The organism is Streptomyces sp. NBC_00193 (assembly GCF_026342735.1).
GTDB classification, from domain to species: Bacteria; Actinomycetota; Actinomycetes; order Streptomycetales; family Streptomycetaceae; genus Streptomyces; species Streptomyces stoeckheimensis.
On the sequence record NZ_JAPEMM010000001.1, the window covers coordinates 158,274 to 182,458 of the forward strand.

Annotated in this window: 18 protein-coding genes; 10 read left to right on the plus strand and 8 right to left on the minus strand. The window is 74.7% G+C overall.

Features of this window, described 5'->3' with window-relative positions:
- Window positions 1-28 precede the first annotated feature (28 nt).
- Window positions 29-1,996: a serine/threonine-protein kinase gene (locus OG898_RS00705; RefSeq protein ID WP_266954296.1), complete on the plus strand. Its 1,968-nt coding sequence runs from the start codon at window positions 29-31 to the stop codon at window positions 1,994-1,996.
- Here OG898_RS00705 and OG898_RS00710 read toward each other — a convergent pair whose 3' ends face one another.
- Complete coding sequence (locus tag OG898_RS00710) at window positions 1,997-6,865, minus strand: HEAT repeat domain-containing protein (protein WP_266954298.1); 4,869 nt, start codon at window positions 6,863-6,865, stop codon at window positions 1,997-1,999.
- Entirely contained in the window at window positions 6,862-7,131 is a 270-nt protein-coding gene (locus OG898_RS00715) for a LuxR C-terminal-related transcriptional regulator (protein WP_323184895.1), read from the minus strand. Before OG898_RS00715 ends, OG898_RS00710 begins: the two co-directional genes overlap by 4 nt.
- Here OG898_RS00715 and OG898_RS00720 point away from each other — a divergent pair.
- Both OG898_RS00720 and OG898_RS00725 read left to right on the plus strand, forming a co-directional pair.
- Window positions 7,122-7,493 (plus strand): hypothetical protein, encoded by a 372-nt coding sequence (locus OG898_RS00720; protein WP_266954300.1) that lies wholly within the window; start codon window positions 7,122-7,124, stop codon window positions 7,491-7,493. The two genes, OG898_RS00715 and OG898_RS00720, sit on opposite strands and share 10 nt — an antisense overlap.
- Before the next feature lie 199 nt (window positions 7,494-7,692).
- Window positions 7,693-8,949, plus strand: a complete 1,257-nt coding sequence (locus OG898_RS00725; RefSeq protein WP_250744223.1) for an NAD(P)/FAD-dependent oxidoreductase — start codon at window positions 7,693-7,695, stop codon at window positions 8,947-8,949.
- A 42-nt stretch (window positions 8,950-8,991) separates the two neighbouring features.
- On the opposite strand, the gene OG898_RS00730 is transcribed toward OG898_RS00725, so the two are convergent.
- Both OG898_RS00730 and OG898_RS00735 read right to left on the minus strand, forming a co-directional pair.
- On the minus strand, window positions 8,992-10,260 hold the full coding sequence (locus tag OG898_RS00730; RefSeq protein WP_266954303.1) for a HAMP domain-containing sensor histidine kinase: 1,269 nt from the start codon (window positions 10,258-10,260) through the stop codon (window positions 8,992-8,994).
- The gene (locus OG898_RS00735) at window positions 10,257-10,913 is read right to left on the minus strand and encodes a response regulator transcription factor (RefSeq protein WP_250744221.1); all 657 of its coding nucleotides are present in this window, start codon (window positions 10,911-10,913) and stop codon (window positions 10,257-10,259) included. Before OG898_RS00735 ends, OG898_RS00730 begins: the two co-directional genes overlap by 4 nt.
- A gap of 168 nt (window positions 10,914-11,081) precedes the next feature.
- Between OG898_RS00735 and OG898_RS00740 the strand changes: the two genes are divergently transcribed.
- The 5 genes from OG898_RS00740 (at window position 11,082) to OG898_RS00760 (ending at window position 17,462) form a co-directional block, all read left to right on the plus strand.
- The gene (locus OG898_RS00740) at window positions 11,082-11,693 is read left to right on the plus strand and encodes a hypothetical protein (RefSeq protein ID WP_250744220.1); all 612 of its coding nucleotides are present in this window, start codon (window positions 11,082-11,084) and stop codon (window positions 11,691-11,693) included.
- Window positions 11,694-11,695: 2 nt separating this feature from the next.
- Entirely contained in the window at window positions 11,696-12,889 is a 1,194-nt protein-coding gene (locus OG898_RS00745) for a peptidoglycan-binding protein (RefSeq protein WP_266954306.1), read from the plus strand.
- Entirely contained in the window at window positions 12,886-13,614 is a 729-nt protein-coding gene (locus OG898_RS00750; protein ID WP_250744218.1) for an ABC transporter ATP-binding protein, read from the plus strand. Before OG898_RS00745 ends, OG898_RS00750 begins: the two co-directional genes overlap by 4 nt.
- Before the next feature lie 80 nt (window positions 13,615-13,694).
- A complete protein-coding gene (locus OG898_RS00755) occupies window positions 13,695-14,852 on the plus strand; it encodes an ABC transporter permease (protein ID WP_266954309.1) in 1,158 nt (385 codons plus the stop codon).
- Between the two features lie 102 nt (window positions 14,853-14,954).
- A complete protein-coding gene (locus OG898_RS00760; protein ID WP_266954311.1) occupies window positions 14,955-17,462 on the plus strand; it encodes a protein kinase in 2,508 nt (835 codons plus the stop codon).
- A gap of 118 nt (window positions 17,463-17,580) precedes the next feature.
- Here the strand turns inward: OG898_RS00760 and OG898_RS00765 are convergent, their stop codons facing one another.
- The 3 genes from OG898_RS00765 to OG898_RS00775 form a co-directional block, all read right to left on the minus strand.
- Window positions 17,581-17,706 (minus strand): ALQxL family class IV lanthipeptide, encoded by a 126-nt coding sequence (locus OG898_RS00765; RefSeq protein ID WP_250744215.1) that lies wholly within the window; start codon window positions 17,704-17,706, stop codon window positions 17,581-17,583.
- Window positions 17,707-17,818: 112 nt separating this feature from the next.
- Window positions 17,819-20,848 carry a class IV lanthionine synthetase LanL gene (gene lanL, locus OG898_RS00770; RefSeq protein WP_266954313.1) on the minus strand — a complete coding sequence of 1,010 codons (3,030 nt, stop codon included), beginning with the start codon at window positions 20,846-20,848 and terminating at the stop codon, window positions 17,819-17,821.
- A 109-nt stretch (window positions 20,849-20,957) separates the two neighbouring features.
- A complete protein-coding gene (locus tag OG898_RS00775) occupies window positions 20,958-21,152 on the minus strand; it encodes a hypothetical protein (protein WP_266954315.1) in 195 nt (64 codons plus the stop codon).
- A 207-nt stretch (window positions 21,153-21,359) separates the two neighbouring features.
- On the opposite strand from OG898_RS00775, the gene OG898_RS00780 reads away from it, so the two are divergent.
- Window positions 21,360-22,394 (plus strand): hypothetical protein, encoded by a 1,035-nt coding sequence (locus OG898_RS00780; RefSeq protein WP_250744211.1) that lies wholly within the window; start codon window positions 21,360-21,362, stop codon window positions 22,392-22,394.
- Between the two features lie 126 nt (window positions 22,395-22,520).
- Window positions 22,521-22,898 carry a VOC family protein gene (locus tag OG898_RS00785; protein WP_266954318.1) on the plus strand — a complete coding sequence of 126 codons (378 nt, stop codon included), beginning with the start codon at window positions 22,521-22,523 and terminating at the stop codon, window positions 22,896-22,898.
- A gap of 27 nt (window positions 22,899-22,925) precedes the next feature.
- Here the strand turns inward: OG898_RS00785 and OG898_RS00790 are convergent, their stop codons facing one another.
- Entirely contained in the window at window positions 22,926-23,972 is a 1,047-nt protein-coding gene (locus OG898_RS00790; protein ID WP_266954320.1) for a M4 family metallopeptidase, read from the minus strand.
- Window positions 23,973-24,185: the final 213 nt, after the last annotated feature.

The following is a 24,185-nucleotide window of genomic DNA, read 5'->3' on the forward strand; positions in this document are numbered from 1 at the left end:
TGCACTCGGCAGAAGAAGGAAGTCTTTCGTGAGCAGCAGCGGTTCCGCCGGGCGGGTGCGGCCTCCCCGGCCCGGCGATCCGGGGAGGATCGGCCCGTACCGGGTCATCGGCCGGCTCGGTGAGGGCGGCATGGGAACCGTCCATGCCGCCCTCACCCCGGACGGGGTGAAGGTGGCGGTGAAGGTCATCCACCCGGCGCAGGCCGAGGACCCGGAGTTCCGGGCCAGGTTCCGCCGCGAGGTCGCCCTGTCGTCCCGGGTCCAGGGCCCGTGCCTCCTGCCGCTGCTCGCCGCCGACCCGGAGGCCGCCGCCCCGTGGCTGGCCTCGGAGTTCGCGCCCGGTCCGACCCTGAGCGAGCACCTGGCCGCTCTCGGCCCGCTCACGGGCGGCTCCCGGCACGCCTTCGCCACCGGTACCGCGCAGGCGCTGGCCGCGATCCATCGGGCGGGCGTGGTGCACCGGGACGTGAAGCCGCAGAACGTCATCCTCAGCCCGTCCGGGCCCCGGGTCCTGGACTTCGGCATCGCCCACGCGGTCGACGGCACGTCGGTGACCCGGACCGGCGTCATGACCGGCACTCCCGGCTGGATCAGCCCCGAGCAGTACCGCACCGGGACGGCGGGGCCGGCCGGGGACGTGTTCGCCTGGGGCGCGCTCGTCGCCTACGCCTCGACGGGCCGGCTCCCGTTCGGCACGGGAGCCCCCGACGTGGTCGCCTTCCGCGTCATGGCGGGCGAGGCCGAACTCACCGGCGTACCCGAAGGACTCCGGGAGATCGTGGCGCGGGCCCTTTCGAAGGAGCCCGGCGAACGGCCGACGGCAGCCGAGGCGGCCGACGCGTGCGCCACCCTGCTGTCCGCGCAGGCCACCCAGGTCCTCGCGCCCGGTGGCGCGCCCACCCTGGTCGGCGACCTCATCGCCGCCGAGTGGCACATGCCCGCGCCGGACGACCCGTCGTGGTACGCCCCGGCCGCAGCGTCCCGGACGCGGACCCTGACTGTTGTGGCCCTGGCCGCGGCCCTGGTGGGCGGACTGGGCGGCGGCATCGCGGCGTTCGTCACGAACGAGGACGGCGGCGGACCGCGCGGCGCGACCCGGGCGGCATCGGCGACGGCGGCAGCCGCGACGGCAGTGCATCCGGCGCCGGGCAGCAGCGCGAGCCCGGCCGGGAACGCCACGCGCCAGGGCGGGCCCGCGAAGGAGACCGGCACCGGGACCGGTTCGGGGGAGGCCTCCATCGCCACGTGGAGGGAGTCCCGCCCCGGCCGGACGGCGGCCGAGACCGACACCTACGGAGCGATGGGCACGGGAGCCTGGCTGGACCCCGTGGCCTATCCCGACGCCGAGAACGGCACCCTCACCTTCCACCAGGAGCGGAAGGAGGTGTACGTCGCCATGGGCGGCAGCGGCGGCGGGCTTCCTCCCGTAGCGGTCCAGGAGATCGCCCAACTGGCCTGCCTGGGACTGCGGGACCTCGTCCGCATCTATCCCGACTACCCCTACACCGACTACGTGATCGTGGACACCGCGCGCGCGGGCGGACCCGGGATCGTGTGGGAGGACGATTTCCGCACCAACCCCACCTGCACCACCTCCGTGACCCAGCGGACCGACGACTGGCGTCCCGGGCAGCCCGGCCTGGCGCGGGCCCAGGTCCCCAGCAGCGACCGCGAGGAGATCCGCGTCGCCACCGACGCCGTCGCCGGCATCTTCGCGCGGTGGCCCGACGGCTCCCTCGGCCACCACAACACGAGCGCCGGATACGACCCCGAGGGCCGCGCCCTGTACGTGTGGGTGAAGAGGCCCGACTGGGACGGCGCCACGCGCGCGAGCTGGGCCCGTATCGCCGCTTCCGCCGTCTGCCGGAGCCTGCGCGCCCAGGCCGCCGGCTCCGCGAACTGGCCCTACACCCGGTGGGCCGCCGTCATCACCGCCGAGGACGGCACGGCCCGGGAGTTCATGTCCTCGGGCACCCTCGCGGACTGCCCTGCCTGATCAGCCGTCGAGGGCAGCCGTGATCCGTTCGAGGATCTCCGCGTAGAGGGAGCGCTTGTCGGGGCGGGCGTGCACGGCGGCGCGTCTGAGCGCCGGGACCGCCGGCGCGCCCATGGCGACGAGTCCCTCGGCCGCGGCCCTGCGGACGACCGGGTGGGCGTGCTCCAGCAGGCCGGTCATCGCGGGGATCGCGGGTGTCCAGGTCGCGTGGCAGAGGGTACGGATCGCCGTGCGCACCAGGTCCGGCTGGGGATCGTGCAGCAGGATCGAGGTGTGGTGGAGGTAGGTCTGACGGTCCAGCACGGCCCGCGAGGTCCGGTGGGCGTGCAGACGGACCTTGGGCCTGGGGTGGTGCAGCAAGGTGCCGATCAGGTCCCGCAGGCCGGGGTCGGGGTCGGGGTCCGCGTCCGGGCCGCCGTGCCCCTCGGAGAGTCGCGTGAGTGCTTGGCGCACCTGTACCGGGTCACCCGTGCGGGCCAGGTCCAACAGCTGTTGCCGGGAGGGGGATTGGTACGCCGCCTCAGACGCGGCCGGGCCGCGGTCGCGGAGCGCCGCCAGCGCGGCGGCGTCCTCCTGCGCGGTGTCCGGGCGGCGCAGCGGACCGTCCACGAGGTCCAGGGTGTCGGCGAGGTCGTCGCGTCCTTCGGCGCGCAGCCGTCGGCAGGTCCGCGTCATCGCGGGGGTGCGCAGCAGGGGACGCCCGCCGAGCAGGTCGAGGAACCCCCAGGCGCCTGCGTCGAGACGTTCCGCGAGCCGCTCCGCCAGCACGTCGGCGGGGACCCGGCCCAGCGCCCGCCGGGCCGCGGAGCTGCCGGACGGCGGATCGTGCTCCCACCATTCGAGCAGCAGCGGGACCAGCGGCTCCAGGTCCGACGGGCCGAGGTCGCTCGCCACGAGGGCGACCCTGTCGTGCAGGATGCCGTCCGCGCGGAGTTCCTCCTCCTCGATCGCGCCCCATGCGCGGACCAGGCCTTCGCCGACGGGTACGTCGACAGCGCCCCGGAGGAACGCGCGGAGCACGGGGAGCCCGCAGTCGAGCTCGGGCCATGCGAGGAGCGCGAGGGCCGCGGTGTGCCGGCGGTCCGGCGCGGGTGCCTGCAGCATGGCCAGCAGGCGGTCCCGCAATGCCGCCGAACGGGGCTGGTCGAGGTCGTCGATGCGCACGGTCCGCGGGTGCGGAGCCTTGGCGCGGGCGGTTTCGGCGATGGTCCACGGGGGTGCGTCGAGGGGCTGGATCTCCGTCATCCAGTCGACGAGGGCGACGCGGACCTCGGGTCCGGCCGAAACGTGGACGTCGATCAGCGCGGCCAGACGGTCCCGGGAGCCTCGGGCTCGGGCTCCGGCTTGGGCTTCGCCTTCGCCTTCACCTTCGCCTTGGTCTTGGTCTTGGTCTTGGACGCCGTCGTACTGGCGGCAGCGTCGGCGGAACTCCTCCAGGGCGCCCGGTGTTCGCACCGCGGCCTCCAGCTCGGCGCGCCAGGCCTCGGCCGCGGCTTCGGCTTCGGCCTGCGTGGTGGCCGCGGTGGCCGCGGTGGCCGCAGTGGCCGCAGTGGCCGTAGTGGTCGCGGGAGACTGCGGGACGGCGAACGCGTCCCGCAGCACGGCGGTCTCGGCCTGCTGCGGGACAGCGCCCGACCGGGCGCATTCCAGGGCCTGTTCGAGGTCGGCGCGGACCAGTACCGCGTCGAGGCTCCGCAGCAGCGTCAGTGTGGACGGGCCGTCCGCAGGGGCGCGGGGCAGTGCGCGTACCGCCACGGCGACGGTCTGCTTCTCGACCGCGGGCAGGGTCGGTGCGATCGCTTCGAGTACCGCCATGAGGCCGTGCCGGTCCTCCGCCGGGGCCTCGGCGAGCCCGTCGAGCAGGACCGCGGTGGACCGCGCGAAGGCTGCGAGTTCCCCGGCCGTCCAGGGCGCGGGGCAGAGCCGGAGCGTGAGCCGCAGGACGGCAGCTCGCTCGGCGGGTTCGCAGGCGGCCAGCCGCAGCCAGTCCGGCAGCAGGTGCCGTAGCTCCCGCAGCCGGAAGGGGCGCAGCGGCTCGTGCCGCGCGGTGAGGCGCAGCGCGGTCGGGGCGTGCCAGCCCTCCGCCACCAGGGCGTCGACATCGCGTTGCGCTCCGGTGTCCGCCGCCGACCGGGGTGCGGCGGCCGTGGTGATCCCGTGCCGGGCCAGGGCCGTGGACAGGCCCTCGACCGTCCCGGAGGCGAGGCCGACGCGACCGCTCGCCACCAGGGCGAGCAGGGTCGGTGCGACCCGTGACGCCTGCTCGTCCAGGGCGAGGACCGAGCGCACCGGCAGGGCGCCGTCGAGGCCTGCCAGCAGCAGTTCGCGGGTACGGCCGTGGTCGCTGTGCTCGGCCGCGGCGAGGACGGTCGCCGGGTACGCGTCGCCGAGGACGGCGCGCAACGCCTCGATGAGGGTGCCGCGCAGGCCCGGATTGTCGTGGCGTCCGAGCCAGGAGAGCAGCGCCGGTACCGCCACGGGCGTGCCCGCGCCGACCAGGACCTGCGCGGCGGTCTTCTTGACGTTCATGTTCGGGTGGCCGAGACATGCGGCGATCGCGGTGGCGGCCCAGCGGGCCCGCGCGTGGCCGAGGGCGAGGAGCGCCTGCCGGACGGTCTGGATGTCCTGGGCGGTGGTCAGCGTGATCAGCGTCGCCGACAGGGCCTGCGCATCGTCCCCGGTGGCCTCGCGGGCGAGGAGCGCGATCACGTGCTTGCGCACGTGCCGGTCGCGGTGCCGCAGCAGGCGGTGCACCCGCGCACGGGTGCCCGCGTAGGGGGCTCGGAGCAGGAGTTCGAGCAGGACCGTCTGTTCGCCGCTCGACAGTCCGGGCCGGTCCAGCAGATCGAGCGCCAGGGTCGCGACGAGAGCGTGGCCCGCCTCCTGCGGGGTCTGCGCGTCGAGCAGGCAGGCCGGCCTGATGCGTCCCCGCTCGTGGAGCCGGCGGCCCAGGCCGTGTACGGCGTCCAGGATCTCCTGGGGGACCGCAGGCTCCCCGGGATGCTGTCGGGCCGGCTCCCACGGCTGCGGTGCGGCCTGCTCCACGCCGTCGAGACGCGGGGCGGCTGCGCCCGGTTCCCGGGACGCCGCCAGCTCGGCCACGACGCGCAGCAGCAGGTCCGCGATGACCGGCAGCGTGCCCGCGCCGCCGTGTGCGGCCAGTCGGCACAGTGCGGCCACCGGCTGGTCCGGGTCCAGATGGGAGCTCAGGAGGGCCAGTTCCCGCTCGTCCGGACCGCCGAGGTCCGCCGCGATGCGCGTCGGCAGATCGGCGGGATCGAGGCGGTCGAGAAGGGCACTCCGCCGTGACGGATCGTCCGTCAGGTGCCACAGCACCTCGAGCGCGCGGTGGCGTACGGCGCGGAGATGCGGGGCGATCCCTGCCGCGCCGTCCTCCGTCTCCCCCGCGCTGTCCTCCGTCTCCCCCGCGGTGTCCTCCGTCTCTCCCGCGGTGTCCTCCGTCTCTCCCGCGCCGTCCTCCGCGACGAGGCCGAGCCCTTCCCTCAGCGCCGCCGTCGTCCGGTGCCCGCCGATGGCCTCCAGCGCGTCCAGGGCCGCTGCGGGCGCCGAGGGCAGGAGGGCGATCACGGCGTCCTCGGCATCCGCGTGGCGCAGCGCACGGATCGCGTCGAGGAACGGCCCCGGCGCGGGAGCCGAGGGGAGGACCCGGGTGACGGCGTCCCCGATCTCCAGGTCCTGCGCCCCCTGTCCGGCCAGGGCGACCAGCAGGGCGAGTCGCCGCGGCCAGCTCGGGTCGCCTGCATCCGCGTCGGCCAGGACGCGGAGCGTCTCGTGGCGGCAGGTGAACAGGATCGTCGCGACCTCGTGGGGCGGAACCGAGTGATCGGCCAGCGCCAGGCCGATGACGGCCGGGACGTGCGGAGCCTCCGGGAAGTGCCCGCGCCGGTGGAGCCCGCGCAGGCAGGTCACGGCGGGTGCTCCGAACAGCAGCGGGTCCCGTGCGGCGATCTCCGTCAGTGCGCCGATGTCGCCGCGGTCCGCCAGATCGCCGAGCCGTTCCATCGCCCGACGGCGAAGGCCCGGCGGCAGATCCGGATCGTCGATGACCTGCCGGAGCAGGCCGCGGTGTCCGTGGTGGGCCGCGGCCGTGAGCGCGGCATCGGCGGTCCCGGGCCGAGTGAGCGCCGACGCGACGGTGAGGAAGGGCGACAGCCGCCCCGCCGGCAGGGGCTCCAACGCCGCCCAGGGCTCGGTGAGTTCCTCCAGCGCGGCGGCGGCGACGGCCGGGCTGCCGCTGCCGAGCAGCCCGATCACGTGGGCGCGTACCCGTACGGGGGCCAGCAGGCCGGCGTGCAGTGCCTGCCGGGCCAGCCGCAGCCCCTCCCCCTGCACCACCGGGTCGCCGCTGCCCACCAGCTCGTCCACGAGCTGCTCGGGCCGGTGCGCTCCGGTGGCGGTCGTCTCCCGCAGGGCCTGGTAGAGCAGTTCGCCCGGGGGCTCCTTCCGGATCACCGCGGGCTCGTTCAGGATCTCGGCGCGCAGCCAGGCGATCCGTACGCGTACCGGCAGCCCGGCCGTACGCCACGCCGGGCGGCGGTGTTCCAGGACGTACGGGCCGAGTCGTTCGTGGAGCCGGGCCAGGAGGAGCGCCTCCTCCGGCGGGCCCTCCACCGACACCGGCAGCAGCCCCGCGAGCTCGGCCGTCTCGCGCTCGTCGCCCGTCCGGCCCGCGGTGACGCGCTCGGCGAGCAGGGCCAGCCCCAGGTACCGCAGTCGGGAATCCCCGTGCCGGACGAGGAGCCCGAAGGCGGCCGGCGGGCAGACCTGCGGGTCGAGATGGCGGGCCAGCCAGTCGAGGTCGGCTCGACGCACGGCGTCGTGGAGGGGCTTGTCTGCCGGCATCGTCATCTTCGGATGCTAACCGGGGCGTTCCCGGCGTCACCACCGCGTTTCCGCCGGGCCGCGACGGCTCCCGCCTGGAAGCGGTTCGCCGCGCCCAGTTGGTCGTGCAGGCGGCTCATCCGGCGCCGCATGGTCCGTACCGACCAGCCCAGCTGGCGCGCTATCGCCTCGTCCTTCAACCCGCTGACCAGCAGGGCGAGGAGCAGCCTGTCCTCCTCGCCCGGTTCCGCGGAGTCCTCGCCGGGGCCCGTCGGTTCCGGTGGTGCGAGCAGCGGTGCACGCCGTCCAGTTCACGGCGGACGCCATGGTCACGGGCGGTCAGGCGATCCGGGTCAGCAAGGACGGCGGCAAGACCTTCACCAAGGCCGACACCGGCGCCCTGCGGATCAGCGTCTCCAGCCTCCTCCGGGTCGGCAGCACCCTCTACGCGGGCACCGGCACCCGCTGGACGGACTTCACCCCCACCGGCGGGCGCGGCGTGCTGCGCTCCACCGACGGCGGGCTGACCTGGCACAACATCTCCCGCTCGATGCCGAACAAGGATGTCCTGTCCCTGGCGGCCTCGCCCGACGGCCGGTACCTCTTCGCCGGCGTCGACCAGGGCGGCGTCCACCGCCTGGAGCTGGACGACTGAGGCCGGGGCCCTCGCGGTCCGGGCCGCGACGCTCCGGGCCGTGACGCTCCGGGCCGGTGCGGCCGCCGTACGACAAGGCGGCCGCACCGGCCCGCTTCCGGGGTCGGCGCGATCTTGACAAGTCTTCATGGGCATGACACCTGTGGGTGCTGCACCACTCCCGTCAGCGGCACCACACCCCGAAGGGGGCGATCAGCGCATGCCCAGGCCTGAGAGCGCGGAACACGACTACGACGTCGTCATCAGCGGGGCCGGCCTCGCCGGCAGCGCCGCGGCGATCCTGCTCGCCCGGCGCGGAGTCCGCGTCGCCCTGCTGGAACGCCGCTCGGACCCCGAGGCGTACAAGGTGCTGTGCACCCACTCCATCACGGCCAACGCCTATCCGGTCCTGGACGAGCTCGGCCTCGTCCCCGACCTGGAGAAGGCCGGAGCGGTCCGCAACACGGCGCGCTGGTACACCCGTTGGGGCTGGATCGAGCCGAAACCGGCTCCGGGCGGGCCCGAGTTGCCGTACGCGTACAACGTCCGGCGCAGCACCCTCGACCCGTTGATCAGGTCCCGTGCCGCGCAGACCCCGGGCGTCGACCTGCTCCTCGGTCACCAGGTCACCGAGGTGGTCCGGGAGGCCGGACGGACCGTGGGGGTGCGCGCGTCGACGCCGCAGGGCGAGCGCGAGATCCGGGCCCGGCTGGTGGTCGGCGCCGACGGCAAGGACTCGGCGGTGGCCAAGCACGCCGGGATGCGCACCGTGACGCGTCCGAACAACCGCTTCGGCTACCTCGCCCACTTCCGCAACCTGCCGCTCCGCGACGGCATCGGTCACACCTGGTTCCTCGAACCCGACATGGCCTACGCGTTCCCGAACGACGACGGGGTGACCGTCCTCGCGGTGCTCCCGGACAAGAAGCGGCTGCCGGAGTTCCGCGAGGACCTGGAGGGCAGCTTCGCCGCCTTCGTCCGCGCCCTGCCCGAGGCGCCGGCGATCGACTCCGCCGAGCGCGTCTCGAAGATCATCGGGACGGTCGACTACCCGCTCCACATGCGCAAGCCCACCGCACCGGGCCTCGCGCTGATCGGCGACGCCGCCCTGACCGGCGACCCCCTGTGGGGAGTGGGATGCGGGTGGGCCCTGGAGTCCGCGCGCTGGCTGGCGGAGGCGGTCGCCCCGGCCGCGGCCGGCCGCGGTGACCTCGGCAGGTCGCTCAGGCGGTACGCGCGCAAGCACGGGCGCAAACTGAGCGGTCACCAGACGCTGGCGATCGACTTCGCCAAGTCCCGTCCGTTCAATCCCGGGGAGGAGCTGGTGTTCGCGGCGGCGGCGCGCGACGCGGCCATGGCGCGGCACATGCACCTGTTCGCGTCCCGGCTGATCGGCCCGGTGCGCTTCCTCAATCCCGTGGTCCTGGCCAAGGCCTCGCTCATCAACATCAGACACCGCTGGGCGGACGAGGACTGAGGTCAACCCGTACCGGCTGAGGTCACCCCGTACCGGTTCAGGTCAACCCGCCCCGGCCGCGGCCCCGTCGCGGCCGGGCAGCAGGACGCGGACCGTGAGCCCGCCGCCCGCGCGGGGCGTGGCCACGATCTCGCCGTGGTGGGTGTCGCTGATCGCCCGGACCACGGCGAGCCCGAGCCCGAAACCGCTGCCCCGCTCCCGGCCCTGGTGGAACGGCGCGAACAGGGCGGGCACCTCCTCCGGCGGCACGACGTCGCCGGTGTTGGAGACCTCCAGGAACACCCGGTCGCCCACCGTGCCGGTCACGATCACGGCGGTGCCGCCGGGATGGTTGTGGCGCACCGCGTTGGCCAGCAGGTTGAGCGCGACCTGCCGGAGCAGTGCGGGGTCCCCGTCCACCGGCGCGTCCGCCGCGTCGAGCGTGACCCGGACCCCGGCGGTACGGGCCTCCTCGGCCAGGTCGTACGCCGCGGCCCGGGCGGTGTCCGCCAGATCCGTCGGACGCAGCGCCGGTGCGGCGCTCTCCGCGCGCGCCAGGGTCAGCAGGGCCGCGATCAGCCGCTCGATCCGTACGTTGGCGTCCAGCGCGCGCAGGACGGCGGGGCGCAGCTCGTCCGGGACCCGCCCCTGGGCCAGGGGGATCTCCAGCGCGGTGCGCAGGACGGTCAGCGGGGTGCGCAGCTCGTGCGAGGCGTGGGCGGTGAAGCTCCGCTGGGCCGTGAAGCTCCGGTCGAGCCGGTCGAGCATGGCGTCGAAGGTGTCCCCGAGTTCGCGGATCTCGTCGTACGGACCGTCCAGAGCGAGCCGCTCGTCCAGGCTGCTGCCGGTGCTGATCCGGCGTGCGGCCCCGGTCACCTGGTGGAGCCGGTGCAGGGAGCGGTGGCTCGCCCACCAGGCGAGCAGCGCGGCGAGCGCCGTGAAGACGGTGAGCAGCACCGCGGAGCGGGTCAGCAGGTCGCCCAGGATGGCGTTCTGGAAGTGGTCGAAGGCCTCGGCCGGGGTCGTGAGGGCGGCCTGGGTGGACCCCGGGGGCACGTCGGTCGCCCCCGGAGGCACGTCGGCGGCCCCCGGGGGTAGATCGGCCGTCCCCGGGGCCACCTCGGCCGTCCCCGGATCGGGGAACTGTGCCTCCGGCATTCCGGCGGACGCGATGACGATGTCGCGGTTGGCCTCGATGAGCTGGCGCGAGCTGAGCCAGTTCAGCGCCAGCACCCCGCAGCCGAGCACGGCGAAGACGGCCGTGGTCACCAGGGTCAGCCGGCCGCGCAGCGGCAGGCGGCCGGGGCCGATCGGGAAGCGGGACCGGATCACAGCCGGTATCCGTAGCCCGCGTCGTGCACGATCAGCGGCGGATCGCCGATCTTGCGGCGCAGCGCGTGCACGGTGACCCGTACCGCCGTGGTGGCCGGGTCGAGTCCCGTGTCCCACAGCCGCTCCCGCAGTTCCTCGGTGGCGACCGGGGCCCCGTCGGCGGCCAGCAGCAGTTCCAGGACGCCCAGTTCCTTCGGCGTCAGGTGCAGCGGACGGCCGTCGCGTTCGGCGACCCTGCGCACCGTGTCGAGGCTGATTCCGTGCCGGCTCAGCACCACCTCGGCCCGGCCGGCCGCGGTGCGGCGGCCGAGCGCGCGCAGCCGGGCGACGAGCTCCAGGTAGGAGAAGGGCTTGGTCATGTAGTCGTCGGCGCCCTGGCCGAGGCCTTCGACGAGGTCGGACAGGGTGTCCGCGGCGGTCAGCATCAGGATCCGGGCCGGATGGCCCATCGCGGCGAGCGCACGGCACACGGCGTCGCCGCCCAGTCCGGGCAGGTCCCGGTCCAGGATCACCACGTCGTAATCGGCCTCGCCGGTCCGCTTGAGCGCCTCCAGGCCGTCGTGGGCGAGATCGCAGACCATGCCCTCGTCGCGGAGCCCTTCCGCGAGCATCAGGGCCAGCTCCCGCTCGTCCTCGACAATCAGCACCCGCATCGCGTCCCGCTCCGTTCGCCCGTGCCGCCGTTGTTCCCTGCGGGCCGGCGCCGGGGACCAGCCTGCCCGCACGCCGGTTAGCCGGTGGTTAGGCGCGCGATCACAAGCGGCTCACCGCGCGAACCGTAGAACTGGGCGTTCATCGGCAACGCACTGGGAGTGTGGGACATGCGCAGCTCATCCGCCGCGATACGCGGCCGGTCGGTACGAGGCCTGCGAGGGCTGCGAGGCCTTGCGGGAACGCAAGGCCCAAGCGGTCCACGCGGCCTGCGCGCGCTGCCCGCCGCGGCCGCCGCGGCGGCGGTGCTGGCCCTCGCGGGCTGCTCGGCCGACGCCCCGGCGCCCGAGGTCGCCGGGGGCGACCGCGGAGGCCGGGCCAAGCCGCAGGACGACAACGCGGTCCGCCGGGCCTGGGTGGACTGCATGCACCAGCAGGGGCAGACGAGCGTCGAGCAGGACAAGGACGGCAACATCGGCTTTCCGGCCGCGAGCACGGACACGGGCATGCCGTCCGGCTACGACGCCGCCAGCCGGCTGTGCGACGAGAAGGTGCCCGGGATCCACCAGATCCAGCAGGCCGACAGCGCCAAGTACGTGGAGATGGCCCGCAAGTGGGTCGAGTGCGCGCGCAAGAACGGCTACTCCGACATGCCCGACCCGGATCCCGAGGAGGGCGTGGTCGTCGTCCCGCGCGCCGTGTTCGACCCGGCCAAGTGGGATGCCGCCGCGCGCGCCTGCGACGCGCAGTTCCCGCTGCCCGGCTACCGGATCGGTGAGTGAACGTGACCCGCACGACGGAACCCGCAGGAACCGGAGCATCCACGGACCCCGCGGAACCCGCCGCGCCCCTCGCCGAGGAGGGAGGCCGGGTGCGCAGCAGGAGGCGCCGCAGGGTCCTCGTCCCGCTGCTGGTGCTCTCCGTGGTGGCCGGGGCCGGGGCGGTGGCCGTCGCCCGCCCGTGGGACCGCGGCACCGGGGGGACGGAGCGGGCGGGCGTGCAGTACGGCCTCGCCCCGGTGGAGCAGGGGTCGCTGTCCAGCAGCATCCAGCTCACCGGCTCGCTCGTGTACGACGGGCCCACCCCCGTCGTCGCGGCCGGCAAAGGCACCCTCACGTGGCTCCCGGCGGTCGGCGCCGTCGTCAAGGCCGGACAGAAGCTCTACGAGGTGGACGGGCAGCCGGTGGTGCTGATGGCCGGCGACCGCCCGATGTGGCGCGACCTGGGCCCCGGTGTCCCCGCCGGCGCCGACGTGGAGCAGCTCGAACGCAACCTGGTCAAGCTCGGCCACGCCAAGGGACTCGGCCTCACCGCCGACCAGAAGTTCACCCCGGACACCGCCACCGCCGTGAAGCGCTGGCAGAAGTCGCTGGGGCTCAAGGAGACCGGCACCGTGGTGCTGGGCGGCATCGTCATGCTGCCGCAGGAGTCCGCCCGCGTGCAGCAGGTCGGCGCGCAGCTCGGCGCGGCCCTGGGCAGCTCTTCGGTCATGACCGTGACCCGCGAGGAGCTCGTGGTCACCGTGCGGCCCGCCGAGAACCAGCTCTCCCGGTTCAAGCCGGACGGACGCGTCCGCATCAAGTCGGCCGACGGCTCCGCCGTCGAGGGGCGCATCCGCTCGCTGGTCCGCGGCTCCGGCTCCGGCGGGGAGGACGGTGCCGGCGGAGCGGGCGGCGGCTCCGGGGACGGAGCGGGCGCTGCCAAGACCACCGTGACGATCGTGCTGGACGGCCAGGAACAGGCGCAGCGGGCGGGGCAGTCCGCGGTGACCGTCACCGTGGTGGGCGACACCGCAGACCACGCGCTCATCGTTCCGGTCACCGCGCTGCTCGCCCTGGACGGCGGCGGCTACGGCGTGCGGGTCTCCGACGGACCCACCCCCCGGCTGGTCAGGGTCCAGCTCGGCCTGATCGCCGACGCCAAGGCGCAGATCACCGGCGACGTGCAGCCCGGCGCGCAGGTGGTGATCCCCAAATGACGGCTCCCCCGGCGGAGAACACCGCCCCCGTCCTGGAGCTGTCCGGCATCGTCAAGGAGTATCCGGGCACACCGCCGCTGCGCATCCTGCACGGCATCGACCTCACCGTCGAAGCCGGTGAACTCCTCGCCGTCGTCGGGCCGTCCGGCTCCGGAAAGTCCACCCTCCTCGCGCTGCTCGGCTCGCTCGACCGCCCCACCTCGGGGCGGCTCCGCTTCGAGGGCCGCGATCTGGCCGGCCTGTCCGACCGGGAGCTGGCGGCGCTGCGGGCGCACCGGATCGGCTTCGTCTTCCAGCAGTTCTTCCTGCTGGCCGGGCTCACCACCGTCGAGAACGTGGCGACCGGGCTGCTGTACGCCGGTGCGTCGGTCTCCGAGCGGCGCGCGCGGGCCGTCGAGGCGCTGCGCGCCGTGGGCCTCGGGCACCGGCTGGACCACCGCCCCGACCAGCTCTCGGGCGGAGAGAAGCAGCGCGTGGCGATCGCCCGCGCCCTGATCGGCCGGCCGGCCCTGCTGCTCGCCGACGAGCCCACCGGAGCGCTGGACAGCGTGTCCGGCGCCGCCGTGGTCGAGCTGCTGAGCACCCTGAACGCGAAGGGCACCACGGTGGTGGTCATCACCCACGACCGTGCGCTGGCCGCCTCGTTCCCCCGGCGGGTCGGCATCCAGGACGGCCGCATCGAGTTCGACGAACGTCTCCCGGAGCCCGCTGGAGCCCATCCATGAAGACCCGAACCCGTACCCAAACCGGAACCCGTACGCATACCCGTACGCGACCGCGGCCGCCCCGCAGCCGGCTGCGCCCCATGGACCTGCTGCGCCTGGGCATGATCGGGCCGCGGACGCGCAAGCTGCGTACCGCCCTGTCCGCGCTGGGCATCTCGCTGGGCATCGCCGCCGTGGTCGCGGTCACCGGCATCTCGAACTCCAACCAGCAGCACCTGCTGGCACGGCTGGACCAGCTCGGCTCCAACCTGATCACCGTGGCCCCCGGCAAGGGGCCCGACCAGCAGCCGGTGCCGCTCCCGCTCACCGCGGAGAAGATGCTCTCCGCCATCGCGCCCGTGCAGCTGACCACGGCCACCGGGGCCACCAAGGCCCAGGTGTACCGCAACGACCTGGTACCGGCGCAGCAGACGGGCAGCCTCACCGTGCTGGCCGCGCGCCTCAACCTGCTGGAGGTGCTGCGCGCCGAACTCCGGAGCGGGCGGTGGCTGGACGCCGCGAGCGAGAACCTCCCGGTGACCGTGCTCGGCGGCCAGGCCGCGCAGCGCCTCGCCGTCACCGGACCGGGCGAGCGGGTGTGGCTGGGCGGACAGTGGTACCAGGTGCTCGGCATCCTCGCCCCGAACGAACTCGCCCCCGAGCTGGGCACGGCGGCCCTGGTCGGCTGGCCCCAGGCGGTCGCGCACCTGGGGGCCGACGGCAGCGCCGCGACCGTCTACCTGCGGTCGTACTCCGAACGCGTGCCGCAGGTCCAGGCGGTGGCCGCGGCCAGCGCGAATCCCGGCAGCCCGACCATGGTCGCGGTGAGCCGGCCCTCCGATCTGCTGCTGGCCCGCACCGAGACGGAGAACAGCCTCACCGCGCTCGTACTCGTCCTGGCCGGCGTGGCGTTGCTGGTGGGCGGCGTCGGGATCGCCAACACCATGGTCGTCGGCGTGATGGAACGCCGCGGCGAGATCGGGCTGCGCCGCGCGCTGGGGGCCCGGGGCGGCCAGATCTCGGCGCAGTTCCTGCTGGAGGCCGTGCTGATGGGCTTCATCGGCGGGACGGGCGGACTGCTCCTGGGCAGCCTGACGGTGTACGGCTACGCGCTGGTCCAGGGCTGGCCGGCGGCCATCCCGCTCTACACCCTGGTCGCCGGCCCCACGGTCTCGGTGGTGGTGGCCGCGCTCGCCGGGCTCTACCCCGCGCTGCGGGCCGCCCGCGCCTCCCCCACGGACGCCCTGCGTTCGGCGTGACGCCCGCGGATCCGGGCGGGCCGGGAGTGCCTTCGCGGTACAAGTGCGCAGGTCCGGGATAGGGTGCCGCCGACGGATGTACTCGGTGGGGTGGGGCGGGACATGACACTGCGGGACGGGGATCCGCGGGCGATCGGCGGGTATGTCCTGATCGCCCGGCTGGGTTCCGGCGGGATGGGGACGGTGTACTCGGGGCGGGCCGCTTCGGGGCGGCTCGTCGCGGTGAAACTGGTGCACCAGCAGTTCGCCGACGACCCGGAGTTCCGGACCCGGTTCCGGCAGGAGGTGGCGGCCGCCCGGCGGGTGAGCGGGGCCTTCACCGCGGCGGTGGTGGACGCCGACCCGGACGCGGAGCGGCCCTGGATGGCCACCCAGCTGGTGCCGGGACGGACCTTGGGCGCCCGGGTGAAGGCGGACGGGCCGCTGCGCGGGAGCGCGCTGCGCGTGCTCGCGCTCGGACTGGTGGAGGCGCTGCGCGAACTGCACACCACCGGGGTGATCCACCGCGATCTGAAGCCGGACAACGTCATGCTGACGGACGACGGGCCGCGGGTCATCGACTTCGGGATCTCGCGGGCGGCGGGGCAGCAGACGCTGACCTCGACCGGGCAGATCCTGGGGACCCCGCCGTACATGTCGCCGGAGCAGCTGTCGGCTCCGGCACGGGTGCGGCCCTCCTCGGACGTGTTCTCGCTGGGATCGGTGCTGGTGTTCGCCGCGACCGGGCGGGGGCCCTTCCACGCCGAGTCGCACTACATGACGGCCTACCGCGTGGTGTCGGACGCGCCGGACATCGAGGGTCTGGCCGATTCGCTACGGGCCGTGGTCGGGGCGTGCCTGGCCAAGGAGGCGGCCGCCCGGCCGGGACCGGACGAACTGCTGGCCGTGCTCGCGCAGATCCCGGCGGCCGACTGGGAGAGCCCGCTCCGCGAGGACGACGGCCCCGGCGGGGAAGCCCGTAAGCCGCTCGGGGCCGGGACCTGGACCGGCTCGCCGGCCGGCGACGGAGTCGAAGGCGGCGGCGAAGCGGAGCCCGGGGCCGGTGACGACGACTCCGGCGACCCGCACGACGCAGCCTCCGGCTCCGGCTCCGGCTCCGGCGGCCCGGACTCGCCCGCCGTGCCCGGGGACGCATCCGAGGACACCGACGGGCCGCTCACCCGGCAGTCCGGGCCGCCGACCGGCCCCGCCGGAGACGTGGCGGCCCGGCGGCCGCGCAGGCCCCGTAGGCGCGCTCTCCTCGCCGCGGCGCTCGTGGCTTCGCTGCTCACCGGCGGCGGGCTCTACCTGCGGTTCTCCCCGCCGGCCGACGGTTCGCGGGACAACGCCAAGGCCCCCGAGACCTCCGCGGGGCCCTCCGGCACCCCCGCCTCGCGGGCTCCGTCCACGCCGACGCCCCACGGAAGCCTCGCCCCGTACGTGGCCACCGAGGGCGGCAGCCCGGGTGGCAGCCGCGCCTACGCGGACTCGCCCGCCCGGCGCCCCGCCGGGTGGCGGGCCTGGAACGGCGGCGACGACATGGGGTCCTGCGCGTACGCGGAATCCTCTCTGGTGTGCACCGCGGCCCGCCCCGGCAAGGCCTCTGCTCTCAGCCGGTTCGACGCGGCGACCGGCGAACTGCTGTGGGGGCACCTGCTGGAAGGCATCGTGGACGGGAAGGCCCCGATGGTGGCCCCGGGAGCGACCGCCGGAACCCACACGGTGATCGCGCTCGACAGGAGCGGGTTCACCGCGCTGGACCTGGCCGAGGGCACCCCCCGGTGGAAGTTCCCCACCAAGGAGATGCTGCGGCGGCCGGTGCTGGACGCGGACGGCAGCCGGGTGTTCGCCGTCTCCATGTCCGGCACGGTCACCGCGCTGGAGACCCGGTACGGGAAGGTCCTGTGGCAGCAGTCGGTGCCCGGGTCGGCCGAGTTGACCGACGACTTTCCGGCGCTGCGCGTCGACGGGGACCGGGTATACGTACAGGGGCGGGCCGCCCAGGACGCCGACACGAGGGAGCAGAGCTTCGTGACCGCCCTCGACGGGGCCACGGGGAAGAAGCTGCCGTTCGGGACTCCCCAGGACGGCACCCGCTTCACGATGCCCGGGATCTGCGAGACGCGCGGTCTGACACTGGGCCGGGACGAGAGCGACGCGACCGTCTTCCTGTGCAACAAGGAGAACGGGGCGGGTGTGCTGCGCGGTGAGCCGGCCCGCCGGCGGAGCGCGGACCTCCCCTACGCCGGCACCACGCTGTCCGGACCGGCCGTGGCCGGGGACAAGGTGTACCTGATGGCGACCGCGGCGGGCGGCGAGCCGGGGTTCATGGAGCTCAACCAGGAGTCCGGCGGCGCCGTGTGGCGGATTCCGCTGGCGCAGGAGTGCACCGACCCGGAGCGCCCGGAGGCCTCGAACGCGGTGGTGGTGACCGACGGGCTCGCGTACGTACGGTGCCGGACCTCGGGCGTGGTCATCGACCTGGTCTCCCGCAAGCAGACCGGCCGGTTCACCGTCCCGGGCGGAGTCCGCACCGGGGCCGACGACGCGTTCGGCTTCCTGGTGGTGGGCGGGATCGTCTTCACCCCGACCGCCAAGGGGTGGTCCTCCGTCGAACCCTCGCCGGTCTAGGACCTGTTCGCGAGAGCCTGCCCCGGCAGGCGCCGACCGGCGAGGGAGGGGCCGGTGCAGAGGTCCGGTCCCCTCCCAGGGCGGCGAAGGGGGTCGCCGCCGCCGGTTCAGCGGGCGATCAGCAGCCGCTCGTGTGCCAGCGGCAGGCCGTGATCAGCGCGGCGGCGTGCTCCTCGCCGCGGGCGTCCTCGGTACGGAGGTCCTCGGGCAGGACCTGGAGGGCGTCGATGTCGAACTCCGCCATGGCGGTCTCCTTCTGTGCGGATGGAACTGCAGAGAGAACTGCAGCGGGAACTGCGGGTGGAACGCCGGACCCGTGCGGGCCCGGCAGCCGGTGGCCGTCGGCCACCGGACACTCAGGGGTGGGCGGATCCGCCCTCGGGCAGCCAGGCGCGCGGGCCGCCGTACCGCAGGCGCAGCAGCAGCGAGAGGCTCCCGGCCAGGCCGGTGGCGTACTCGGCCAGTACGGTCTTGCGGTTCTCGTCGGGCACCAGCAGCCGGCCGTCGTGCAGCACCGCCTGGGCCGCCATGTGCTCGACCAGCAGCTCGGCTCCCGCCCGGTGGCGCGCGTCGCCGGTCAGCTCGGCGGCGTCGAGCAGGAACTCGGCGTTGCCCGCGAGCCCGTGGCAGGTGGCGGCGGTATCGGTGACCCGGCCCGCCCGGACGGCGGCGGCCGCGCCCTCCACCAGCTCGGCGAGGTCGGGCAGGTCAGGCGCGTCCGGCAGGTCGGCCCAGCCCGTGTCGCGGGCTCCGCCGGCCGCCCGGAGGCGGACCAGGAAGGTGCCGACGCCGGAGGAGCCGCTGCACCAGTGCCGGGCCAGTTCCGGGGAGTCCGACAGGTGCCGGGCCCGGTCCACCGGCCACAGGGTGCCCGCCGGTCCGCGGCGGGCGGCCCCGGCGAGGGTGGCGCCCGCCTCCACGGCCGCGGCGCGCAGCCGTTCGTCGCCCGTCGCCTCCCCGGCGAGGAGCAGGAAGGTGCCGACGCCGGCGACCCCGTGCGCGAACCCGTAGTGCCAGGCGCCCGCCAGACCGGAGTCGAAGTCCTCGGGCACCGGCCAGAAGACGCCTTCGGGCGTACGCCGGGCCGCTGCCAGCAGGCCTTCGGCGGCCCGCGCGGCCCGGTCGAGGAACCGCGGGTCGCCCGTGGTGCGCCAGAAGTGCAGCTGGGTCAGGCCGGCTCCGGCCGCGCCGTGGCAGACATCGGGGTTGGGCCACTCGACGGGCAGCGCCAGGGCCAGCTTCACGGCGCGTTCGGTGAGCGCCGCGTCCTCCAGCGCCCGGGCCGCGTCGAGCAGGGCCCAGGCCGTGCCCGACCGGCCGAAGTGGAGTCCGGGCAGGTGGCCGGGGAGCGCCTCCTGCCGGTCCGCCGTCCAGAGCGCGGCCGTACGCAGCCCCGCGCGCAGGGCTTCCCGGGTGACCGGGGGTTCGTACGGGGAACCCTGGGAGCTCCCGCGGGGGGCGCCGGAGCCGGAGCCGGCCGCGAGGTCGTCGGCGTGCCGCAGGGCCCGGGCGAGCACCGCCAAGGGGCCCGCGGAGCCGTGCTGGAGGGCCACCGGATCGCAGGTCGCGCCGACGGAGTCCGCGGCCCAGAGCCGGTCGGGGTCGGCGGGGCGCATGGTGGCCAGCAGGTGGGCGACCCCGTCGTGCAGCAGCCGTGCCCGGAGGCCGGCGGGTGCTGCGGGCGCTGCGGGCGCTGCGGGCGCTGCGGGCGCGCTCCGTACGGCCGGCGCCCCGAGTGCCGCCACCGGCTCCGCCGCCGTCTCCCGTGTCGGCTCCGGTGTCGGCTCCGGTGTCGGCTCCGGTGTCGGGCCGCCCGCGAGATCCTCCCGGGCCCGCTCCAGCGTCCAGCGGTCCTCGGGTGCGTCGCGCATCAGGCCGCGGACCAGCGGCCCGAACCGCCGTACGAGCGGCTGGTCCCGGCCCAGCAGCTCCAGGAGCCCGGACAGCCGCTCCTCGTCCGGGCGGGCCTCCGCCGCGGGCCGGTCCGCCGCGAAGAGCGGGTCGGCGCCGGTCAGGGCGTGCAGGACGGTGGCGCCGAGGGCGTAGAGGTCCACGGCGGGACCGAACGCGGGGGCCACCGGGTCGGCGGCGCGCAGTTCGGGCGCGGTGTAGCCGGGGGTGGCGCCGAGCACCCAGCGTTCGCCCTCCGTTGCGGCCATCTCCAGGTCGATCAGGCGGAGTTGTCCGTCGGGGGTGACCATGACGTTGTTGGGGTTGAAGTCGTGCAGGGTGAGGCCGAGTTCGTGGGCGGCGCCGACCAGGTCGAGCAGTTGGCGCACCAGGGAACCGGCGGTCCGCTCGTCGGGGCAGGCGGCGCCCTCCCTGATCAGCCGCTCGGCGACGGTCCGGCGCAGGGTGGTTCCGGGCACCGATTCGGCGACCAGGAAGGCGCTGCCCTGTTGCTCGAACACCTCGACGAGGCGGGGGACCCGGTCGGGGAACCGCAGGCTCAGGCGTTCCAGCAGGGCGGCCTCCCGGCGCAGCAAGTCCCGTACGTCCAGCCCTTCGAGGCTCGCGCCGACATGGGGGCGCGCCTGCTTGACGACCACCCGGGCTCCGGTGGCGGTGTCCTCCGCCCGGAAGACTCCGCCCTTGTTGGAGTGCTGGATCGCGCCGCGCACGAGGTAGCGCTCGTGCAGCAGCACGGGCTTCGCGGTGGCCGTACTGCGGGCCGGGGCGGCCGGGCGGTCCGGGAACGGATCCCCCGCCCAGGACGGCGGGCTGTACCAGGCGTTGCGCTCGTCGGGAACGGGCCGGCCCCCGGGGTCCGTCAGCCGGGCGGCGTAGGCTCCGTCGGGGGTGAGCTCGGGGGTCGCGGCGAACACCCCGTACCGGTAGTACACCTGACTGTCCGGCAGATAGCGCCGGTCGGAGAGCACCGCGGGCCCGGGCAGCCCCACGGTGGCCCGGTGCAACTCCTCTGCGAGCAGCCGGAATTGCACGTCGTCGGCCGGGTAGACCGTGATGAACTTGCCTGCTCCGCCGCGGGCGAAGCGCCCCGAGACGAGGGCGGCGACCCGCGCGGGGCTCCCGGCGAACTTGAACGGCGCGCGGTGGCCGGTCAGCACCTCGGCGGCGCGGGCCAGGACCAGGGGGGCCGAGAGCGGGGTGGCCGAGACGTGGAGCTTCCACCCCTGGGCGCGGCGGACGACGCCCGAGGGCCGTACGTGGCACCAGAACTCCCCCGGTTCCACGGCCCAGTCCCCCACGGCCCAGTCCCCCACGGATCCACCCCCGGCGGATCCGCCCCCCACCGCCCCGGCCGCACGCCTCAGGAGGACGGCACGCACCAGGTCGGGCAGCAGCGCCAGGTCCGCGGGGCCCTCCGCGCGGGCTCGCCGCGGTCCGGTGAGGGTCGGGGCCGGAGTCCGGGGCAGTGATGACACGCTCAACGACCTCACACCTCACACTTCGCTCTTGGCTCTTGGCTGTTCGCTGCTCGCTGTTCACCGCTCGCCCTTCACAGGGCGGACGGGAAGGTGACGGCAGGGCCCGCTAGAGGACGGGCCGGACGTAGTCGTCGCCCCAGCTCGTGTCGAGGAGTCGCGCGGCGAGGACCGCGCTCGCCGCGCCCCCCGTTCCCCGGTGCTGCCCGTCGGCCGCTCCCGGGCCCGCCTCCTGCTGCACGGCGAGCGGACCGCCGGCCAGCAGGGCCGCGAGGAGGAGGAGACGGGGCAGGGTTCGGGACATGGCGTGGCTCCTGGATGGGGAGGTCGTGGACCGGGCGGCGAGCGCCCGCGTCGGGCGGTTCGCGCCGTATGCCGGCATATCGGCCCGCCGGGATGCGGCCCGGCCGATGACAGAAGTTCATACCGGCATGCCCGCTTGGTCCAGGCCCGGGCGCTGGCAATAGCCTGCATGGCACGGAAGTAGCAGGGCCGCATTGCGGGGGAAATCATGACCATGCAGACCAAATCCATCGAGCTGCCGAGGCTGGACGCCCGGGCCGTCGCCGTGTTCGAGTACGCACTGTCGCAGGGGAGCCTCAAGAGACGGACGCCCGAGGCACCCGAGGTACCCGCAGCCCTCGGCCTGACCCCCGAGGAGGCCGAGGAGGCCTGCCGCACGCTGCTGCTGCTCCGGCTGCTGCGCCCCGCGCCCGGCAGCCCCGGGGAACTGATCCCGGTCAGCCCGGACGCGGCCGCGGCGGAGGCGGTCGGCCCGCTGGAGGCCCAGGTCGCGCAGGCCGCGGCACACGCCCACTCCGTGCGCGAGGACCTGCGCTCCCTCATGCCGCACTACCGCGCCGCCCGGCGCGAACGCGACCACCGGCAGGGCGTGGACGTACTGCCGGACCTCGCGGCCGCCTCGGCGCTGCTCACCGAGGAGTCGGCGCGCTGCCGCGAGGAGGTGTTCAGCATCCAGCCGGGCGGCGGACGCGCCGCGCACCGGCTCGGGGACGCCATCGAGCGGGACCTCGCGATGCTGCGCCGCGGGGTGCGGATGCGCACCCTCTACCAGCACTCGGCGCGGGCCAGCCTCTCCACCCAGGGGTACGTGGAGACCCTCACGGAAGCCGGCGCCGAGTACCGCACGGCCGCCGAACTGCCGGACCGGGCCGTGGTGTTCGACCGCTCCGTGGCCTTCCTGCCCCGGCGGACCGACGGCGGACCGGGCGAAGGCGCCGTACTGGTGCGCAACCCGGACGTGGTGGCGTACCTGTGCCGGGTCTTCGACCAGCACTGGTCCGGTGCGACCCCGTTCCGCGGTGGCAGCGGGGCCGCGTACAAGGAGGTCGGACCGAGCCTGCGCAGGGCGCTGGTCGGGTTGTTGGCCGAGGGCGCCAAGGACGAGGTGATCGCCCGGCGGATGGGCATGTCCCTGCGCACCTGCCGCCGCCACATCGCCGAGCTGCTGGAGGAACTCGGCGCGGAGAGCCGCTTCCAGGGCGGCGCCCTCGCCGAACGCGCCGGACTCACCGGGGAGGAATAGCCCGGCCGGCCCCGAACAGGGGCCGGGACCGGGGGCTGCCGGGGCCGGGGCTGCCGGCTGGGACTTGTCCGGGCGGTCTTGAATACCGACGGGCAGGTCCCGCCGGCGGCCACCTAGGATCCGTGCATGATCGCTGATCTTCAATGTGTGGTGCTGGACTGCCCGGATCCGGCGGGACTCGCCGAGTTCTACCAATCGATGCTCGGCGGGACCGTCAACCAGCAGGATCGGCGGTGGGCAGTCGGTGACGGCTGGGCGACGTTGCACACGCCCTCCGGTCTCGTACTCGCCTTCCAGCGTCCAGCGGACCACCGCCCGCCTCGATGGCCGGACCCCGCCCGTCCCCAGCAGTTCCACATGGACTTCGGCGTTGCGGACCTGGACCAAGCCCAAGAACAGGTGCTGGCCATGGGGGCGACCGTATTGGACGACGGTTCCGAGGAACGGAGCTGGCGCGTCTATGCCGATCCCGCAGGGCATCCGTTCTGCCTGGTCCGTCACTGATGACCGGCAGGAACGGCCGGACAAGCCCTAGGCGATGCCGGGGATCTGCCGGTTCTTGAACGCCGTCCGGACGGCGTCCGCGGCGCCCGTCCCGTACATGCTCCGAGCGGTGGCGATCGTGGTGAGCGCCGCGTCGCGGAAGCTGGTGTCGGGGGCGAAGCCGAACTGCGCGTTGACGATGATGCGGTCGGCCGTCCTCGCGCCCAGGGCCGTGCGGATGTCGAGGAGGGCACGGGACCAGATCTCGCCGTCCGCGTGCACCTCGCCGGTGCGGTCCGCGTAGACCTTGGTGCCGTCGATGCGGCGCAGGCAGTGCGGGGCCGCGCTGTAGCCGACCGAGTCCCAGTCGGCCACGCACGCCGGGTCCGTCCCGCGCGGCCAGCCGCGGACGGCGGCGGCGTGCTCGCCGACCGAGACGGCGAGGTAGTCGCCGAAGGCCTCGCCTATCGCCCCGGCCTCCGGGGAGGTGCCGAAGCCGGGGACCTGCGCGTTGTGCACCGCGTGCCCGTACTCGTGGACGATGACCTCCGCGTCCTCGGCGTCGTCGACGCCGCCCTTGCCGAAGCGGATCTCGGCCTTCTTGTCGGTGAAGAAGGAGTTGTCGGCGCCCCACTGGTTGATGCGGACCGGCTGGGCGCGGTTGTTGGCTCCGGGCAGTTCGCTGCCGAAGCCGAGTCCTTGCAGGTACTCCTGCGCCTCGTTGACCCAGAAGTAGGCCATGACCTGCTCGAACTGGTCGTCGGCGCGGTTGTACCGGCCGGCGTCCGCGGCGGCCGCGGGCGCGCCGGTCTCCGACCGGATGTACGCCCACCGGCCGGACAGGCCCCCGCTGCCGTCGAGGTTGCGCAGCGCGACCGAGGCGTAGGCGGAGTCGGGCACGGCGCCGGCCGAGTCCTTGGCGTCGACGAGCGTCTGATCACCGGTGGACTGGACGGGATTGACCATGAAGACGCGGCCCTGGGGCAGCCCGGACGCGGGCTGCGAGGCGTCGGCCGAGGCCGGTACGGCCAGGCCGAGCAGGGTCAGGGACGCGATCACTGCAGCGGTGCGGCCGCGGGAGGTACGGCGGGGCATGGACATCCTCCTGTGGTGGACGTGTGGTGCCGGAAGATCGTGCGTGGCGAGGTGCGGACGCGATCCTTGCTCAACGTCGCCGCGTTTGACCAGCCCCGGAGCGAAGCAACCGATCCGCCGGTCCTCCGGCCGGGGTGAGCGGCCGGGCCCGGGTGGCGCATGATGTCCCGCGTGCACAGTGCGGAGGAGTTCGGCGGAGCCGACAGCGAAGCG

What these genes read in the sequence shown, in the direction of transcription:
- OG898_RS00755 (WP_266954309.1), top strand. Translation starts at nt 13,695, where the DNA reads ATGGACCTGCTGCGCCTGGGCATGATCGGGCCGCGGACGCGCAAGCTG.
- OG898_RS00710 (WP_266954298.1), bottom strand. Translation starts at nt 6,865, where the DNA reads ATGACGATGCCGGCAGACAAGCCCCTCCACGACGCCGTGCGTCGAGCC.
- OG898_RS00725 (WP_250744223.1), top strand. Translation starts at nt 7,693, where the DNA reads ATGCCCAGGCCTGAGAGCGCGGAACACGACTACGACGTCGTCATCAGC.
- OG898_RS00780 (WP_250744211.1), top strand. Translation starts at nt 21,360, where the DNA reads ATGACCATGCAGACCAAATCCATCGAGCTGCCGAGGCTGGACGCCCGG.
- OG898_RS00790 (WP_266954320.1), bottom strand. Translation starts at nt 23,972, where the DNA reads ATGCCCCGCCGTACCTCCCGCGGCCGCACCGCTGCAGTGATCGCGTCC.
- OG898_RS00765 (WP_250744215.1), bottom strand. Translation starts at nt 17,706, where the DNA reads ATGGCGGAGTTCGACATCGACGCCCTCCAGGTCCTGCCCGAGGACCTC.
- OG898_RS00740 (WP_250744220.1), top strand. Translation starts at nt 11,082, where the DNA reads ATGCGCAGCTCATCCGCCGCGATACGCGGCCGGTCGGTACGAGGCCTG.
- OG898_RS00785 (WP_266954318.1), top strand. Translation starts at nt 22,521, where the DNA reads ATGATCGCTGATCTTCAATGTGTGGTGCTGGACTGCCCGGATCCGGCG.
- OG898_RS00760 (WP_266954311.1), top strand. Translation starts at nt 14,955, where the DNA reads ATGACACTGCGGGACGGGGATCCGCGGGCGATCGGCGGGTATGTCCTG.
- OG898_RS00750 (WP_250744218.1), top strand. Translation starts at nt 12,886, where the DNA reads ATGACGGCTCCCCCGGCGGAGAACACCGCCCCCGTCCTGGAGCTGTCC.
- OG898_RS00775 (WP_266954315.1), bottom strand. Translation starts at nt 21,152, where the DNA reads ATGTCCCGAACCCTGCCCCGTCTCCTCCTCCTCGCGGCCCTGCTGGCC.
- OG898_RS00735 (WP_250744221.1), bottom strand. Translation starts at nt 10,913, where the DNA reads ATGCGGGTGCTGATTGTCGAGGACGAGCGGGAGCTGGCCCTGATGCTC.